16 protein-coding genes are annotated in these 17362 nt (G+C 35.9%); all 16 read right to left on the bottom strand.

Annotated elements, in window-relative coordinates; translation table 11 throughout:
* Nucleotides 1–4 precede the first annotated feature (4 nt).
* Nucleotides 5–526: a hypothetical protein gene (locus LS66_RS05410; protein ID WP_034364830.1), complete on the bottom strand. Its 522-nt coding sequence runs from the start codon at nt 524–526 to the stop codon at nt 5–7.
* 146 nt (nt 527–672) lie between these two features.
* Nucleotides 673–1218: an imm11 family protein gene (locus LS66_RS05405; protein ID WP_236096980.1), complete on the bottom strand. Its 546-nt coding sequence runs from the start codon at nt 1216–1218 to the stop codon at nt 673–675.
* Nucleotides 1219–1262: 44 nt separating this feature from the next.
* A complete protein-coding gene (locus tag LS66_RS05400; RefSeq protein ID WP_034364824.1) occupies nt 1263–2075 on the bottom strand; it encodes a HesA/MoeB/ThiF family protein in 813 nt (270 codons plus the stop codon).
* Nucleotides 2075–4444 carry a tetratricopeptide repeat protein gene (locus tag LS66_RS05395; RefSeq protein ID WP_236096979.1) on the bottom strand — a complete coding sequence of 790 codons (2370 nt, stop codon included), beginning with the start codon at nt 4442–4444 and terminating at the stop codon, nt 2075–2077. The genes LS66_RS05400 and LS66_RS05395 overlap by 1 nt, the downstream gene beginning before the upstream one ends.
* Nucleotides 4445–4483: 39 nt before the next feature.
* Complete coding sequence (nuoN, locus tag LS66_RS05390; protein WP_034364818.1) at nt 4484–5962, bottom strand: NADH-quinone oxidoreductase subunit NuoN; 1479 nt, start codon at nt 5960–5962, stop codon at nt 4484–4486.
* Between the two features lies 1 nt (nt 5963).
* Nucleotides 5964–7541, bottom strand: a complete 1578-nt coding sequence (locus LS66_RS05385) for an NADH-quinone oxidoreductase subunit M (protein WP_034364815.1) — start codon at nt 7539–7541, stop codon at nt 5964–5966.
* Nucleotides 7538–9415 carry an NADH-quinone oxidoreductase subunit L gene (gene nuoL / locus LS66_RS05380; RefSeq protein WP_034364811.1) on the bottom strand — a complete coding sequence of 626 codons (1878 nt, stop codon included), beginning with the start codon at nt 9413–9415 and terminating at the stop codon, nt 7538–7540. The genes LS66_RS05385 and nuoL overlap by 4 nt, the downstream gene beginning before the upstream one ends.
* A gap of 2 nt (nt 9416–9417) precedes the next feature.
* On the bottom strand, nt 9418–9720 hold the full coding sequence (gene nuoK / locus LS66_RS05375; RefSeq protein ID WP_011116433.1) for an NADH-quinone oxidoreductase subunit NuoK: 303 nt from the start codon (nt 9718–9720) through the stop codon (nt 9418–9420).
* On the bottom strand, nt 9717–10238 hold the full coding sequence (locus LS66_RS05370; RefSeq protein WP_034364809.1) for an NADH-quinone oxidoreductase subunit J: 522 nt from the start codon (nt 10236–10238) through the stop codon (nt 9717–9719). The genes nuoK and LS66_RS05370 overlap by 4 nt, the downstream gene beginning before the upstream one ends.
* Nucleotides 10231–10869, bottom strand: a complete 639-nt coding sequence (gene nuoI / locus LS66_RS05365) for an NADH-quinone oxidoreductase subunit NuoI (protein ID WP_034364806.1) — start codon at nt 10867–10869, stop codon at nt 10231–10233. The genes LS66_RS05370 and nuoI overlap by 8 nt, the downstream gene beginning before the upstream one ends.
* 8 nt (nt 10870–10877) lie before the next feature.
* On the bottom strand, nt 10878–11876 hold the full coding sequence (gene nuoH / locus LS66_RS05360) for an NADH-quinone oxidoreductase subunit NuoH (protein WP_034364803.1): 999 nt from the start codon (nt 11874–11876) through the stop codon (nt 10878–10880).
* Nucleotides 11873–14347 carry an NADH-quinone oxidoreductase subunit G gene (locus tag LS66_RS05355; protein ID WP_034364799.1) on the bottom strand — a complete coding sequence of 825 codons (2475 nt, stop codon included), beginning with the start codon at nt 14345–14347 and terminating at the stop codon, nt 11873–11875. Before LS66_RS05355 ends, nuoH begins: the two co-directional genes overlap by 4 nt.
* Nucleotides 14344–15156: a hypothetical protein gene (locus tag LS66_RS05350; RefSeq protein ID WP_011116438.1), complete on the bottom strand. Its 813-nt coding sequence runs from the start codon at nt 15154–15156 to the stop codon at nt 14344–14346. Before LS66_RS05350 ends, LS66_RS05355 begins: the two co-directional genes overlap by 4 nt.
* Nucleotides 15153–15383, bottom strand: a complete 231-nt coding sequence (locus tag LS66_RS05345; protein WP_034364797.1) for an NADH-ubiquinone oxidoreductase subunit E family protein — start codon at nt 15381–15383, stop codon at nt 15153–15155. Before LS66_RS05345 ends, LS66_RS05350 begins: the two co-directional genes overlap by 4 nt.
* Before the next feature lie 9 nt (nt 15384–15392).
* Complete coding sequence (gene nuoD, locus LS66_RS05340) at nt 15393–16622, bottom strand: NADH dehydrogenase (quinone) subunit D (protein ID WP_011116440.1); 1230 nt, start codon at nt 16620–16622, stop codon at nt 15393–15395.
* Nucleotides 16619–17362, bottom strand: coding sequence for an NADH-quinone oxidoreductase subunit C (locus LS66_RS05335; protein WP_034364793.1), 744 nt, complete (start codon nt 17360–17362; stop codon nt 16619–16621). Before LS66_RS05335 ends, nuoD begins: the two co-directional genes overlap by 4 nt.

Raw genomic sequence — 17362 nt, 5'->3', positions numbered from 1 at the left:
AATCTTAGCAGTTTGATGAAGTTTCTACAATATGAATATTATTATTTATTCTTTTGAAAATAATGGTTGAAGATACGCATTCTTCTTCTATATTTATTTGGATTGTATCTTTATTGATAATATAATCTACATCAGTTAGAGAGTCTGTGGGATTGTATTTTGTATTCTTGCTTGGTAAATTTGATTGCAATATGCTTTTGTCTATTCTGCTCTTATGAGGTTCGTTATGGGTAGGTGGTTCATAGCTAAAATAGAGATACTTATTGTAGGCTTGTATTATATCGCTTGTTTCTATAATAGTCTCTAAGGGAAAACCACATGGTTCCATATCTTCTAAATGGTTACTATTTTCTTCCCAATGTGATAATCGCTCAGGTTCATATTTTTCAAAATATACCTTACAATTTGGAAATTTTTTCCAAGTAGTTTCATTGCCATACATAATACTTAAAGTAAAAAATACGATAAACGTTGCAAATATAGATTTAAGATATATATTTGAAGTTTTGCAGTGTTTGAGATTCATTGTATTGCCCTCCAAAATAAATTCTACACTATTTTAATCTACTTTGGAAGATAGTTGGTAAATCTATCCTGCAAAAAGGTATTTTCCATTAGATTTCGTTTAAATGCCGCTTGTTCTCTTGTCATTGTTTATCCTTATGTATTCCTTTAATACACGCCAAGCTCCATAAAGCTAAAGCCTAAAAGATTATTTTCCCTTACTCTTTTTCTAAACTTTTGCGATACAAAGACGGGAAGCTCATCGTCTTTTAATCTAAAAATATGGCTTTCATCAAGCTTTGAGTGTATAAGCGCGGCTTTGGTAATGCTCAAATAGTCATTATTCTCACCCATATATCTATAAACAGAATGTTCATAATCCAAAGCGTCAAGTGATTTAATGACATGCATAACCTTGCACCCTGAGTAATCCCCCGTTTTACTCTGTATCTCAACATCCAAATATTGCACGCAATCTTGAATTAAATCTCCCATAACTTCCATAAATCGCGGCGAAACGATATGCCAACTACAATCATTATGCACAAGATCAGTTAGTATCTTACCATCATTCTCATCAATCTTAAATATCGGCATTTGCCAATTTAAAATAGGTTTGGATTCCATAAGGGCATATTCATTGTTTCCTTTCATATCCATTAAATCACAAGAACACCAAGTATTCACATCATTATGTTGTCCGTTATACATCATTTTATAGTATCTCATCTTATTTTGCTGTATTATCTCAATATACCTTATCTAAAGAGTTTGATTTCGCACGTAGGATTTGTATATTCTTGAAGCTGTGTGATACCCTCATCTCCACATACACGACATTTTGGATTTTTTTTGAGCTTGATTTTGCGAAAATTCATCGTAGTAGCATCAAAACTTAGGAGCTGATTATAAAGAGGTTGTCCTATGCCTGTGATGATTTTAAGCACTTCGGTGGCTTGGATTGTGCCAAGCATTCCCGCAATTGCTCCAAATACTCCTGCACTTGCACAATTTGGCACACTCCCTTCCGGCGGTGGGCTATCAAATATGCAGGCATAGCAAGCACTCTCTTTTGGCTTTATGCTCATACTTTGCCCACTAAAGCGCAAAATACCTCCGTGTGAATAAGGTTTATTGAGCAATACACACGCATCGTTAATAAGAAATTTTGTAGCAAAATTATCAGTGCCATCAACAATAACATCATAGAGGGAGAGAATCTCAAGTGCGTTATGCGCTTCAAGCATAGTAAAATGGGGAGTGAGTGTGATTTCCGGGTTGAGTGCGGAGAGTTTAGCCATAGCAGATTCTATCTTTGGTGTGCCCACTTCTGCAGTAGTGTGAAGAATCTGCCTTTGTAAATTGCTTAAATCTACATTGTCTCCATCAATAATGCCTATCTCTCCCACTCCAGCTGCTGCGAGATAAAATGCAACAGGCGAGCCAAGCCCTCCTGCGCCAACAATTAACACTTTAGATTTTAAAATTTTCTCTTGTCCCTTGAATCCGCATTCTTTCAAACTAAAATGCCGTGCATAGCGCCTTAGCTGCTCTTGCGTAAAATTATACATTAAGGATTGCCTTTGAGAATATCAAGTGCTTGAACACAAAGGTTTTTCCAAGCGCCCTCATAGGGGATAGCAGTGCATTGTTCAAATGTGCTTTGTGCATCTTTTTGCAAGGTTTTAAGAAGTGAGCCTTTAAGGTATAAAGCCTTTTGTTTATTATCGTTATTTATATCTTTTTTAAGTAGATTATCAAGCACGGAAATAGCTTCATCTGCGCGTTGTGTGCGTATATAGCTTTGTGCTAGAGCAAAATCCACATAAGGAGAATCGGCAGTATTTTGAGTGAGACCTTGCAGACGTAAAATATCTTTAGCATAAATTTCAATACCCAACTCATCTTTTTCTGATTCTGCATTTTTAAGCAGACTAAGATTCACGGCAAACATTTGCGGGCTGTCTTTTTGATACTCTTTTAAAAATGCATAAGTTTTGAGCGCACCCTCTTTGTCATTAAGGTTTGTAAGCGCATCAAAAAGTATAAATGCTACATCATAATATTTTGTATTTTTTAGATTTTTTGCAAGTTCTAGAGCGTCTCTTCCTGCAAGTGCTGTGCTTTTAGAATCTCCAAGTTTAGCAAAATTAAGTGTATCGCGATAGAGCCATTCAAGCTTTAAGGGAAGCTCATTACTCTCTTGTGCCATATTTGCAGATACTTGAGCTGCCTCTTTATTGAGTGCAAGAGAATAAAGACAATCAAAGAGTGGCATTTTTTCTTGTGGTTGCAACGAGGCTTGTGGATATTTGAGATAATAGCTTGTGGCTTGTTTGCAATCATTATCTTTGAGGCTTTTGTGAAGTAACTCGGCATAAGTTTGTGCAATGAGTGTATTGTCTTTGAGTATATCTTTGAGTGCTAAAACTTCTTGATATTTACCCTCATCAAAGAGTGTTTGAGCTTTTAATTCAAGTGCTTTTTCTTGCTCAGGTGTATTCGCATAATTTTCAATAATATAGTCATATTTTTCAATTTTGGCATCTGCACTTTCATCTTCTGCAAGGGCAAAAAGAAGCTTATCATCTCTTTCTTTGATTTCTTCTGTTTTAGGGCGATGTTCAAACTCTTGAAGAAAAATTTTATTGATTCTATGAGCATCTTGGGTTGCATTGGCAGCTTGATACCAAAGACTTACATTATCAAGCAAATCTTCTTTAGATATATCATCATTTAAAAGATTATTATAGAGATATTCACCAAGCTCGGCAGCTATAAGATAAAGCTGCTCTTCGGCTAGGAATTTTAAAAATTCGTAGTTTTTGATAGGATACCTGATAATATAGCTTGGATTGACTTTTACCATTGTTTCAAGAAGTTTTTTGGCTTGTTCTTTGTCGTGATTATGTAAGCGAAATTTACTCCACTCAATCGCTACTGCACTTGCACTATCAAGGTCTTTGGCTTCTTGATAGGCTTGAGCAAAAAGTTTAGAAGCAATATTTGCATCAGCTCCTGTATTAAAATTTTTAGCGAGTGCCATTTTAGCAAGGGGCATATAACGCGAATTTGGATATTCACTAATGGTTCTATCAAAATAATATTTTGCTTCTTGAGGGATACGCATATCTGCATAGGCATTGCCAAGATAATAAAGCACTTCAGGGACATTAGCATCTGTAGGATATTTCTTAATCCATTTTGTTCCCATATCCACAATCATATCACTATTTTCTACAGAATCAAATGATTCTAAAGCTCTTAGTCTAAAGAGCAGTAAATCTTTTGCAAAAATAGTTTTTGGATACCCAATGAGCGTTTCGTCAATAAGTTTTACAGCTTCAATATAATTTTGATTGTTCATCAGCGTTTTAATTTGGCTATAAGTTACAAAATCTTCACCCTCATCATAATATAAAGGACCTCTATTAATATCAATATCATTAAAAAATAACTCTTTATTTTTGATGATTTTAATAGGGAAATTCAGCCCTCGCGGCTTATCTTGATTAGTATAATCATTAAGAAAAGGTATTTCATTTTTATAACCAATAATTTGCCACGATAAACTTTTGCTTGGCTGCTCTTTTGTAATGAGATTGTGTTTTTTTAAATCGCTTGGTGTCGCAAAAAGCTTGATTTTATGTTTTGGCTCAACATAGAGATAGAATCTGCCATCAATAACGCGACTCCAAAAACGAAAAAAAAGTGTTTCTGTGGGAGAGAAGCTTGCAACAGGTGTGCGCTCTAATGTGCAAACGATATAAGTAACCTCATCTTGTGTATTTTTATTTTCAGAACAGCTAAGGGGTTCTTTATGGATAATATTAAGCACAGAGAAATGCTCTTTTGCTTCTTTTCCATAATTAATGGTAACATCAAGCCCAGTAGCATAAAAGGGCAGAAAAAATGCTAAAGCCACCATAAACCTTCGCACACACACTCCTAAAGTGGCTTAAAGCGAGGGGCTAAACCACTATTTCAAAATATATTTTTCGATAATCTCAAGCAAATTTTGGACCATAAATAAACAAGCTACACTGACAAAAGCAGTGATACTGAGAGCAAATTTGCTTGAAAGCTCAAGAGATGATTGGGAATCTTTTATCTCATAAGGCTCTTTGGCAAAGATATAAACAACAAGTTTGAGATAATAAAATCCTGCAATGATGCTATTTATTGCCATAATAAGTGCGAGAATAGTGTAATTAGCGCTAATGGCACTTTGCATAAGATACATTTTTCCCCAAAAAACGCAAAAAGGAGGAATACCAGCGAGAGCAAACATAAATAAAGTAAGTAAAATAGCGAGTGTAGGATTAGTTTTTATCATACCGCTGAATTTTTCAAAAGGGTGGCTTATTTGTGTCTGATAATTTTTTTTGCAATCTACACTCAACCATAGAATCCCAAATGCCCCAATATTGGCAAAAAGAAATAAAAACCAATAGAAAAATATAACACTATGAGATTGTGGAGTGTTAATCAAAACAGCAGCAAGCACAAAGCCAGAATGAGAAATTGAGCTATATGCAAGCATACGCTTCACATCTTTTTGGGTAAGGGCTATGAGGTTGGGTATAGTCATTGTGAGCACTACGATTGCATAAAGAGTATATTCAACAAAGGCACTATGAGAATCTATAAATACACTAAAGATTCGTATTATTACTGCAAAAGTGACGATTTTTGGCACAATGGCAATAAATGCTGCAAGAAGCGCGTTTGAACCTTCATATACATCTGGTCCCCACGAGTGAAAAGGCACAAGAGTAACCTTAAAGCCCAATGCACAAAGGAGAAAAACAAAACCTGCAAACACAAGAATTGAGGGCTGATAAGTTTGTTGGTGGAGAAAAGTTGCAATACTTATTATATCTACACTTCCGGTAGCAGCATAAAGAAGCATTGCTCCAAAGGCATAAAATGTAGTGGCTAAAGCACCCATTATAAAATATTTAATTGAAGCTTCAAATGCACTTTTTTGATTATGAAGTGCAATAAGTGCATATAGACATAAAGAGGCAGTTTCTAGCCCTAAGAGGATAAGAATCAGATTCTGACTTGATGCCATAAAGGCAAATCCTGCAATACTAAATAAAAGAAGGGCATAAAATTCAGCCCCTTGTGTTTCGGGCAAGTTATTTTGATTCATAAAAAAGAGTAAGAGCACAAATGTTGCAAGAAGCATAATAATCTGCGTTAAAAGCGAGATACCATCAACAAGTAAGAGGTTAAAAAAGCCAAATTGACGTATAGGGTTACCCTCAAGGAATAAAAAACCAAGGTTTAAAACAACAAAAAGCATACTGATGGTGATATAGAGGTCGCGTGATTTTGTTTTGTTAAACACGCCAACACCAAGTAAAATAATTCCGCCAAAAAGCGAAATACACATAGGTATAAGGAGTTGCAAATTAAGTTGGTTTAATGAAAAGCTCATAGATTCTGGCATATTAATCTCCTATTTTTGGGATAATAAGCACCCCTTCATCATCAAAATCTTGAGGTAGTTCGAGAGGTGGATAGGCAAAATCCTCTGGGGTATTGACAGGGGTATTAGGGCTGGATTCTGAAATTTTAAGCCCAATAGTTTGAGAAAGCATTTCTGCACTTGTGCTAATGGGATTGAGTAAGGGTTTTGGATACACACCAAGCCATACAATAAGGATTACCACGGGTATAAAAACAACTTTTTCTCTTGAATTTAAATCTTTTAAATTTATAAATTTGGGTAGAGCAGCACCAAAAAAAACTTTTTTAAAGCACACTAACATATAAATAGCACCGACAAAAAAACTACTTCCTGCCAGGAAAGCCATAATGGGATTGACTTGGAAAAAACCATAGAGACAAAGCACTTCGCCTACAAAACCCATTGTAAGAGGTAACCCTAAAGAACACATCATTACGATGCCAAAAATAGTGCTAAATTGCGGCATTGAATGAGCTAAGCCTTGCACCTGTTCTATCTGTCTTGTTTGCACACGTTCATAAAATACGCCTATGAGCAAAAAGAGTGCAGCTACAACTACGCCGTGAGATACCATAAAAAATACTGCCCCACTTAATCCTTCTGTATTGAGTGAAAAAATGCCAAGCACAATAATTCCCATATGTGAAATAGAGCCATAAGCAAGGAGAGTTTTTATATCTTTTTGTGCGTAAGCAAGCATTGCGCCATAAACAACCATAAATACGCATAGTATACTTATAAAAATGCCAATATTATTACTTGTATCGGGAAAAAGAGGTAATACAAAACGCAAGAGTGCGTAAGTCCCCATTTTGCTTAATACACCAGAAAGCAGGGCAGAGCCAATAATGGGTGCTTGAGTATAAGCGTATGGTTGCCACGAATGAAGTGGAAAGAGTGGAATCTTTACTGCAGTGCCGATGAAAAAGGCAACAAAAAGCCATTTTTGTATATCTGTATCAAGCGAAAGTTGATACCAATCAATAAGGCTAAAACTCCATACACCCATAATAAGTGAATATTGATAGGCATAATATAAGATTCCCACAAGCATAATGAGTGAAGCCCCAAAGGTGTAGAGAAAATATTTGATTGAGGCATAGATTTTGTTTTCACCACCCCAAACACCGAGTATATAAAGCACGGGTAAAAGTGAAAGTTCCCAAAAAATATAAAATAGTATTACATCAAGTGCGCTAAATACTCCCATTACAATGCTTTCAAGGAATAATACTGAGATAACAAGAGAAGTCTTAATGTATTTAAAAAAGTAAAGTGCAAGAAGTGTAATAAGAGCATTAAGAGCAAGGAGAAAAAGTGAAATACCATCAACACCTACATAATAACTTATGCCATAAGAGGCAATAAGTTCATAGCGTGTAAAAAACTGAATCCCTCCGTAATTAACATTGAATTCGCTCCAAAGCAGAATGATAAAAAGTAATTCAAGGGCAGAAGCAATGATGGCAAAAATGCGACTATTTTCACCTTTGAGCACATATAAAAGCAGCGCGGCAAATGCTGGAAAAAAGATAACAATATTTAAAAGATAATTCATAACTGCCTCCACATAAAATAAACACCACACACAAGCAACAAAATACAAAGTCCTGCAGCCATAAGACGCAACATACGTGTAAGTGAGCCATTTTGGTATGATGAAAGTTTAGCACCTAGTGCTTTTGTATAATGTGTTAAAGAATCTATAAATACATCAATGCAACCAAGCTCAATTTTTTGCCATAGGAAGTGAGCGCATTTTTCATAAGGTTTGATAAGTATTATTTCATAGAGTTTGGGGATATAATAGTGATTACTTAAAATTTTATATATAAAAGTGCTCTCCCAAAAAGATGAGAATCCTCCTCTAGCGTATTTAACAATACTAAAGAGTGCTACAAGGCAAACAAATCCTAGTGTTCCGCCAATAAGAAGAATATGTGTTTGATGAGGAATAGAAAGTGTTACGGGAGGCAAAAAGTTGCTTAAGAAATGTTCAAGCACTTCACCCATTCCACCAATAATGGCTAAAACTGCTAAAGGAAGCATAGAGAGAAGCATATAAGGATAAGCTTCGTGGGGATTATCGTGATGTCTTTTTGGAACAAAAAATACAAGCATAAGAAGCCTAAAACTATAAAATGCCGTGAATAAAGCACTCACAAAGAGTGTAACCCATATGAAAAGATGATTGCTAAAAGCGACTTCTAAAATTAAATCTTTAGAGAAAAAGCCCGCAAAAGGATAGATTCCTGCAAGAGCCACCGAAGCAATGCTCATCATAAGCATTGTCCAGCGCAGAGGTTTATGTAAGGCACCCATTTTGCTAATATCAAGTTTGTCATTCATAGCGTGCATTACATTTCCTGCTCCAAGGAAGAGTAAGGCTTTGAAAAATGCGTGTGTAATAAGGTGAAAAAGTGCTATCCAATATGCTCCAAGTCCAGCAGCTACGAACATATATCCAAGTTGTGAGAGCGTAGAATAGGCAATAATACGCTTTAGATCCTTATTGACAAGTGCCATACTTGCGCCAAAAAATGCTACGAATGCTCCAAGTGAGGCAATAAAGAAACCTACATCGGGTATCATTTGATAAAGCGGGTGAGCACGCACCACTAAATATACACCAGCAGTTACCATAGTTGCTGCGTGTATGAGAGCTGATACAGGCGTTGGTCCTTCCATTGCATCAGCAAGCCAAGTGTGAAAGGGAAATTGTGCAGATTTGCCCATAGCCCCTACAAAAAGTAATGCACCGATCCAAAGCAATATGCTCATATCAAAGTTATTTGATGCTAAGGATAAAAACACTTCTTCATATTTCAAACTTTCGCAATGATAAGCAATAAGGAATATGCCAATAATCAAAGCAAGGTCAGCAATTCTATTTGCTACAAATGCTTCAATGGAGGCAAAATTTGCTTTAGGGCGTTCATACCAGAATCCTACGAGCAAATAAGAACATAATCCTACCCCCTCCCAACCAGCAAAAAGTCCAAGAAAGTTATCGCTCATCACAAGGAGCATCATTGAAAATACAAAGGCACTTAGATAGCTAAAATAGCGGTTAAATCCTGCATCGTGTTTCATATAGCCAATAGAATAAATATGTACCATTGCGGATACAAGACTTACAACAACCATCATACTTACGCTAATGGTATCAATCATAAAGCCAAATGAGCTATAAAAACTGCCTGCTTCAATCCAATCTAAAAAATCAATATGAATTACCACATTAGAGCTATATATTTCCAAAAAAAGAACACAAGAAGCTAATAGAGAGAAAAAAAGCAATATTGTAGGGATAAGACCCGCAAATAAACACTTTTTTTTATGTCCAAACAAAGCGGCAAAAAATGCTCCAATAAGGGGTGCAAATAACGCAATGTATACCATTTGAATAAGCATTTCACTTGAGAATCTCATATTTATCCTTTAAGATTTTGAAGTGTGGTAATATCAAGCGTGCGATGCTTTTTATACCAAATAACAACAAGCCCTAATCCCACGGCAATTTCTGATGCTGCAATAGCAATAATAAAGAGCGCAAAAATCTCGCCATTTAAATCATTGAGATATGAACCTATGGCAACAAAACCAATATTAATGGCATTGAGTAAGATTTCGGTTGAAAAAAACAGCATTAGGATATTGCTTCGTCTTAAAATGCCAAAAAGTCCTATGCAAAAAAGTATCACACACAACAATAAATAATGATTAAGACTAATCATTGCTCACTCCTTTTAATGCTTAATATAATCCCAACAACCATTGCTACAAGTAGCATAAATGCCGCAATTTCAAATGGAATGAGATATTTAGTAAAGATGATATAGCCAATCATTTGGATATTATTCATTTCTGCAATATTAAGTAGATTTTGAGAATCTGCTACTGCTTCAAGATTGCTTCCAAGTAAGGGAATACCAAATATACATACAAGCACTACTGCTATGCCAAAGCATAATATGCAAACTACCCATTCATTTTTGTAAGATTCTATAATGTCCTTAGAAGTGTCAAAAAACATCATTGCAAATGCATAAAGTGCTACAACAGAGCCACTATATACAATAATTTGCACCACGCCCAAAAATTCTGCATCAAGCACAAAGAATATTCCAGAAATGAAAATCATTCCACTTGCAAGAGCTGTCATTGCATAGAGAATGCGCTTTGAGGTAACTACAATAAGAAAACTTACAATACATAATGTGCTAAAAAGATAAAATGCAATTGTTTCAAACATTTGTGTTCTCCTGTGGCGCAGATTCTGAAAGCATATTTTGAGAATCTTGCGTGCAATAACTCAAAGGTGTTATTTTCACGCGCTCATCAGCATTAACAGAGATAGAGCCAAATCCACCAAATTCAAGGAGTGAAGATTTATGCTCTAGGAGTTGGGGCTTAAAGCCAAAAAAAGCTCTTTGTGTGCTTGCATTTTCAACCAAATCTCCGTGCACAATAGCAAGTTCAGGACAAACTTCAGCACAAAGCCCACAATAAATACAGCGTCCAAAATTAATACTATAATTGAGAATCTTTTTGCGCCCATCTTCTCCCTTATCAGTAATAATGCGAATGCAATTGCTTGTGCAGATTTTTTCGCATAATCCACAACCAATGCAACGTTCATTTTCGGATTCCAAAAGGCGTTGAAGTTTATGAATAGCCCTATATCTTGGGCTTAGAGGAGCACTTTCGAGAGGATAATGTATAGTAACTTTTGGCGAAAAAAATGCTCCAAGTGCAGTTTTTAACCCACTAAATAAATCAAGGCTAAAACTTGTTTTGAGTGTAATGATTACACGTGCAAGGAAAGATTGTTTGTCGCGATTAATGCGCGGAGTTAAAAGACGATAATCATTATGCAATTTCATTTGCTCTCCTAGAATAGTAAAATACAGCCTGTGATAAGCACATTAAGCAATGCAAGAGGCAGCATAATTTTCCAGCACATACGCATAAGTTGGTCTGGTCGGACATGAGGAAAGGTAGCCCTTACCCACATAAATAAGAAAATAAAGAAGCATACTTTAAGCAAAATAGCAATTCCACCGGGGATAAAGCCCCAATCATTGAAGCCGCCGCAGAAAACAAGGCTTAAGATAAAGGCGGTGGCAAACATATTAGCATATTCTCCAATAAAGAACATACCCCATTTTAAACCACTATATTCTGTCGCAAATCCTGCAGTAAGTTCGGCTTCGTGTTCAAGCAGGTCAAAAGGTGTGCGGTTAAGCTCTACATAGGCTGCAATAATGAATAAGCCAAAGGCAAGAGGTTGTTTGAAAATAAGCCAATCAAGCATACTTCCTTGTTGATAATTGTTAATATCTATGAGTGAGAGAGATTCTATAATCATAAGGGGTGCAAGGAGTGAGAGTATAGTGATAGCTTCAAAGCTTAAAAATTGTATAGCAGCTCTAGCTCCACCAATGAGAGACCATTTATTCCCTGAGCTTAAGCCAGCAAGAAGCGGAGCATAAATACCACAAGAACTTACCGCAAGCACAAAGAGAATCCCTACATTAATATCAGCGATGATTGGGCGGACAACATAGCCAAAAATTTCAAATTCAGGAAAGAAAGGTATAGGTGCCATAGCAATAAATGCAGTGATAGCAGCAATTGATGGTGCAAGAATAAAAATAGGTTTAATGGCATTTTGAGGGATAATATCTTCTTTGGCAAAGAGTTTGATTCCATCGGCAACCACTTGCAATAAACCATAAGGTCCTACATAGTTTGGTCCGATGCGTCTTTGAAAGAATCCAAGCACCTTGCGTTCTAAATAAGTCCCAAAACCTGCAAGTGCAGAAAATATGAGCAAGACAACAATAATTTTTAATATGCATTCAATAATGCCCCCTGTTAATTCGCTCATACTTGCTCCTTATGTAAAATATGCACATTAGCCCATTGATTTGAAGAAAAAATCTTATCTGCACCACGAAGCATAGGGTTTATAAGGAAATAGGGCTCATTGAGATGGTAATCAATAAATACAGCTCCACTTATATTGTATTGGGAATCTGAAAGCGTTATATGTTCTCCTTCATTTAGTCCAAGTTCTTGAAAGAAAGCGGGGCTGACGTAAATACCTACTTTGTTTTGGAGATGTCTGCTCATAGCCGTATAAGTATTAAATTGTGAGGGAGAGTGCAACATATAGGCATTATAAGTTTTGTATGTAGGAAGTGTGAGCGTGTGAGAATCTTCAGGTGCAAGAGGTGTGAGGGCAAGATTTTTAAAGCGGTAGCCACGCATATTCGTGCCATCATTTAAAAATTTATTTTCAAAATCATCAAATTCACACCCACAAATAAGACTTGTATAGTCAATAAGGTAATCACCTTTCATATTAAAGGCTTTAGCAATATCACTTAAGTCATAGCCCACAAAAGGAAGAGCAGGTTTAAGAGGTAAGATCCTACAATCAATGTTTGTATAAGTGCCCTCCATTTGGTTAAGTGCAGGAAGGATAAAATGGGGTATGTTATCTGACACAGGTGTTTTATGAAGTTCATCATCTGCAATAAAATTAGATTCACAGACAAAATCTCCCTTATCACGGAAGCCGATAGTAAAATCTGCATTTTGCACAGGGCTTAAATCACAAATCATTGCCAAACCTAGTGCATTAGCGAATGGCGGGATAAGAAGCACTTTAATTACATTGTTACGCTCCAAGATACCAAGTATTTGTGCAAGAATCCTAGATTCTGTATGTTGGTATATATCAGAGCCAAGTATGAGGAGGGGTGGTGTTTTAAGAATGTCTTTTAAAGCAATGAAATGTTCTGTATTTATATGCGCATCAAGAAGGGCTTGATATACACTTTCTTCTTGTATATCCTCAATGGTTTCTGTAATTTCTTGACTCACTTCCTCGCCTGTTTCATTCGTTGTTGTGATAGTCTTTTTCACTTCTTTATTGATGGTTTTTTTAATTGTATGCTTACTTTGCAAAAGGGGTTTTAAAATATCAATGAGTTCTGTATTTTCTGCTTGTATTCTTTGCTCCTCTAGTGCCGCAAGAGCAATGCTTCCAACAGCTATTCCTAGTGCATCAGGGTGATAGGTAATAGTTGTTAGGTTTTTGCTTAAAGATTGAATGAGGCTATCATTAAGCGAATGCATATAAACTGCCTGTGAGCCTTTAACAAGCTTTAATTTATTATTAAGCATATATCGTAATGTTGGCACTTGATAATTGATAGCACTTCCTAATACAATTACAGATTGAGATTGTTTAAAATTATCAAGGTGATTTAGTGTGGTTTTTTGGGCATATGTGAGAAAGGTATTAATGAAATTTTTAAAATATAAGGCTTCTTGATTGTGAAGACGAAGTTGCAACGATTTTGCAAGATGATTAAGCACAAATGCTTCTTCATTGGTTGTTTGGTTGCCGACATTAATAGCTTGAGCTTTTTTAAATGCTTCAATAGCAGATTCTAGATTCTGTGTAGGATTAGTGCTAGAAGTAATATCATAAGCATATCGTCCAGCCCCACAAATAGGATTAAAATAAAAATCATTTTTTACTCGATAGATGTGAGGTGTCCCAAGTGTATCATTATGGCGAATTTCGTAGGCAATTTTACATCCCATAGCGCAGTGGATACAAGTAGATTCTACCTTTTCGAGCTCCCACGCATTTGCTTTGTATTTGAAATCATTTGTGCTTAAAGCACCAACAGGGCATACACTGATACATTCTCCACAATCAAAACAAGGCGTATCGCCTACAAACTCAATAAGCGCTTTTTGTTTTCTTGACCATACGCTTAGAGCATCTTTTGGCATTTTTTCTTTCCATAATGCGGTATCTAATGGCTCTAAATCTGCCTTTTGCGCTTTAAGATTTGCTTCGCCTAAATTATCTTTACAAGTTGTTGCACAACGCTCACACATAATACACAAATTAGGGTCATATACAGCTTTTGCCCACGATTTATGTGGTTTATTGCTTTCTTTTATGCTGTAATGTTGGTTTGTAACGTTCATTTTAAGTGTATAATTTTGCAATTCACATTCTCCGCTTTTATCGCATACACCGCATTGAAGCGGGTGATTGACATCATAGCTTTGCATAATAGCGTTGCGTTCTTCATTGATTTCAGGTGTATGTGTAAGGATATTCATACCTTCTTTGGCTTTGGTATTACAAGAATAATTACGTTTGCCATCAATATCTACCATACAGAGTTTGCAAGCCATTGTTGGAGAACAGCCTGAAAGGTAGCAAATTGCAGGGATTTCAATCCCTTCTCTACGTGCTATTTGCAAGATGCTTTCACCCTCAACACAAGAGACACTTTGATGATTGATTGTGATAGTAATTTTGCTCATAATATTACCTCTACTTTTTTGTAAGGATAGCCCATATCTTGAGTTTTTGGCATATATAAAAGTGCGATTGTTCCTTTTAAAGTGCTATCATATTCACAGCTTGTAGGAATCTGTTGAGATTCAAATTTAAGCACAACTTTTTGCTGGTTGTTAAGTTTGAGTGTAGGCGCAAAAAGCGGTGGAGTCTTGAGAATGGGCGTTGATGTATCGGAGGGAAGAATATAAATAAAATGTCCATTTGATTCTGGCAGCTCTTCACATAGACTTAGTGATGTATGTTCCATATGTGAATTATAGGGCATAATGGAGTTTGCAAGTTGAGGTATAATAAAATCTATTTTATTTGTTTTCCCAAGTGTGCCTAGAACTAGGGCAATATCTTGTGCGCGTGGGTGCATAGCTAATTCTGCTCCTAAGACAATACCAAGAGGTTGAGAGCACGTGTGCATAAGATCTTTTATTTCTTCTAATTCTTCTTCTGAAAGATTAGTTTCTGAAGAGAGAAAACCTATATCAATATTTTCAAGTTCAGTTATTTGATTATTTTTTATATCAAGCACGGGAGCAAGCGTGTATGCTAAAAGCCATACCACACCAAATTCTGTGCCAATCTCATAACGCAATGTGCGAGATTGTGATGATGGGTTAAAAGGCGCAAAAAGTGGGTGTAAAATAAAAAGTGGTGTATTTGGATTTTTAAGCGGCTCTTGCCATAAATAGCCAAAACTAAGCAGTAATGTGTAATTTGACACATCTGTTTTAATAGGCTTTTGAGAAATATTTGCAATGAGTTGAGCAAAAGTATTCATTGTTTGTTCCTTTTTACTACAATACTCCAATCTACTTCATTAAAGCGCAAACTATTAAGAAGATCATCTCCGCGATTTAAAATACAATCAATAGCTTTTTGAACATTACTAAAATCCCGCACTTCAAAGAGAAAAATTGCTACCTCTCCATAAGGGAGATCTTCACATAACTCATTCATTCTTTGTTCAAAATTATCAGCAAGATGGCGTAAGTCATATCGTCTCATAGCATTCCTTTATCTATCGATTTCACCAAAAACGACATTTGTTGAAGCCAAAATTGCAGGAATATCGGCAAAATAATGCCCAATTAAAAGTTCCTGCAACACGCCTATATGATAAAAGCTTGGTGTTCGGATTTTAAGACGATGTGGAGAGGGAGCACCTTGCGAATTAATAAAGAATCCAAGCTCGCCTTTGGGAGATTCTGTTGGGACATAAACTTCACCTACAGGAGGGCGCATACCTTGTGTTACAAGCACAAAATGTTGCATAAGAGAATAGTTTTGTGTCATAATATCTTCTTTGGGAGCAGAGATATAGCGCGCATCTTTTGCCATAATTTCCTTAGGTGTGCTAGGGTACATAGCAATAAGTTGCTTAATGATTTTAAGGGATTCATAAATTTCTTCAATATAGAGTTGATAACGTGCATAACAATCACCTTCAGTGGCAATAGGGACTTCAAAATCAAGCTCTGAATAGAGTTCATAAGGATTGTGCTTGCGTATATCCCATTTAATACCACTTCCTCTTGCCATAATCCCGCTTAAACTCCATTGTTTAGCAAAATCTTGTGAAATATATCCAACATTTTCAAGGCGAATACGCCAAATTCTATTTTTATCTAGTAATCCACGCACTAAATCAAGCGTTTTAGGCACACTATGTGTAAATTTTTCTACGCTTTCAAGGAAGTTATGTGGTAAATCAAGTGGAACACCCCCAATACGAATAGCATTATGCGTAAGTCTAGCTCCACAATAGTCTTCCATTAAATCCAAACCATATTCACGTTCAATAAAACAATATAAAAAGATAGATAGTGCACCCACATCCATACCCTGCACGCCAAGAAGAAAGATATGAGAAATAATACGATTGATTTCTAAGAGCATAGTCCGTATGACTTGCGCACGTAGAGGAATATCAACGCCTATAAGTTTTTCTACTCCAAGTGCAAAAGCATAATTATTGCTTGTTGCAGCAATATAATCAAGCCTATCAGTTGTTGGCATAAATTCATTATAAATCATATTTTCAGCCATTTTTTCTATACCACGATGAAGGTAGCCGATATCTGGTGTAGCCTTAATAATTTTTTCATTTTCTAGTTCAAGTATAAGTCTTAATTGCCCGTGCGCTGAAGGGTGTTGTGGTCCAAAATTTAGAATCATTTTATCATTTTCTTGCTCAAAAAATATATTTTCAAAATTAGGTTTGAGTTTTGTGTAATTTTGTTTCATCTGCGTTTCTCAAGCTTTTTGGTAGTTTTAAAAGATTTAATCAGTATAGGAGCTGTTTCTTCTTGATAGCGAGATTCAAAATTTATGGGAGAGAAATTTTTATCATCATCTTTGTCAATTCTTGCACTATCTCTTTGCTCTGCTCCAATGATGTCGCGATAAGATTTACCAAAAATTTTATCCACTTCATACCAAGCAGCATATTCATCGCCTTGTAAAGGATATGATTTAAGTAATGGGTGTCCTACCCAATCTTTTGGCATAATTAGTCTTTGGAGGTAGGGATGTCCATTGAAAATGATGCCAAACATATCATAGCATTCTCTTTCGCTCCAATTTGCACTTTTAAAAATCGGTGTGAGCGAAGAAATTTGCTGTCCTTTTTTAATTTTAGTTTTAATCTTAAGACGTTTAGAGCTTGTATCCTCAAGCTTAAGAAGGAGATAAAAAAGTTCAAACTCGTTACATTCTTCTAATTTATCAATAGCACTCATTTCAGTAAGAATTTCATAGCCTAAAGAATGAAGTTCTTTAATAAGTGCAAAAATATAAGTAGATTCTACCCAAAGCGTGGCTAAATCATTTTGTATATAGCTCTCGCTAATTGGAGTAGTAATAGTATTTATTTCAGATTCAAAGCCTGTAAGCGCAAGTTTTGGAGAAGTGGGTGCAACATCAAAACGATGAGTATAATAAACATTTTTTTGAGCGTTTGTTTTAGGAGGATTCTGCCGTATCAT

Source organism: Helicobacter sp. MIT 03-1614 (assembly GCF_000762925.2).
Classification (GTDB): domain Bacteria; phylum Campylobacterota; class Campylobacteria; order Campylobacterales; family Helicobacteraceae; genus Helicobacter_C; species Helicobacter_C hepaticus.
Note: the sequence above shows the minus strand (reverse complement) of the source record. Positions and strands in the feature narration are given on the sequence as shown.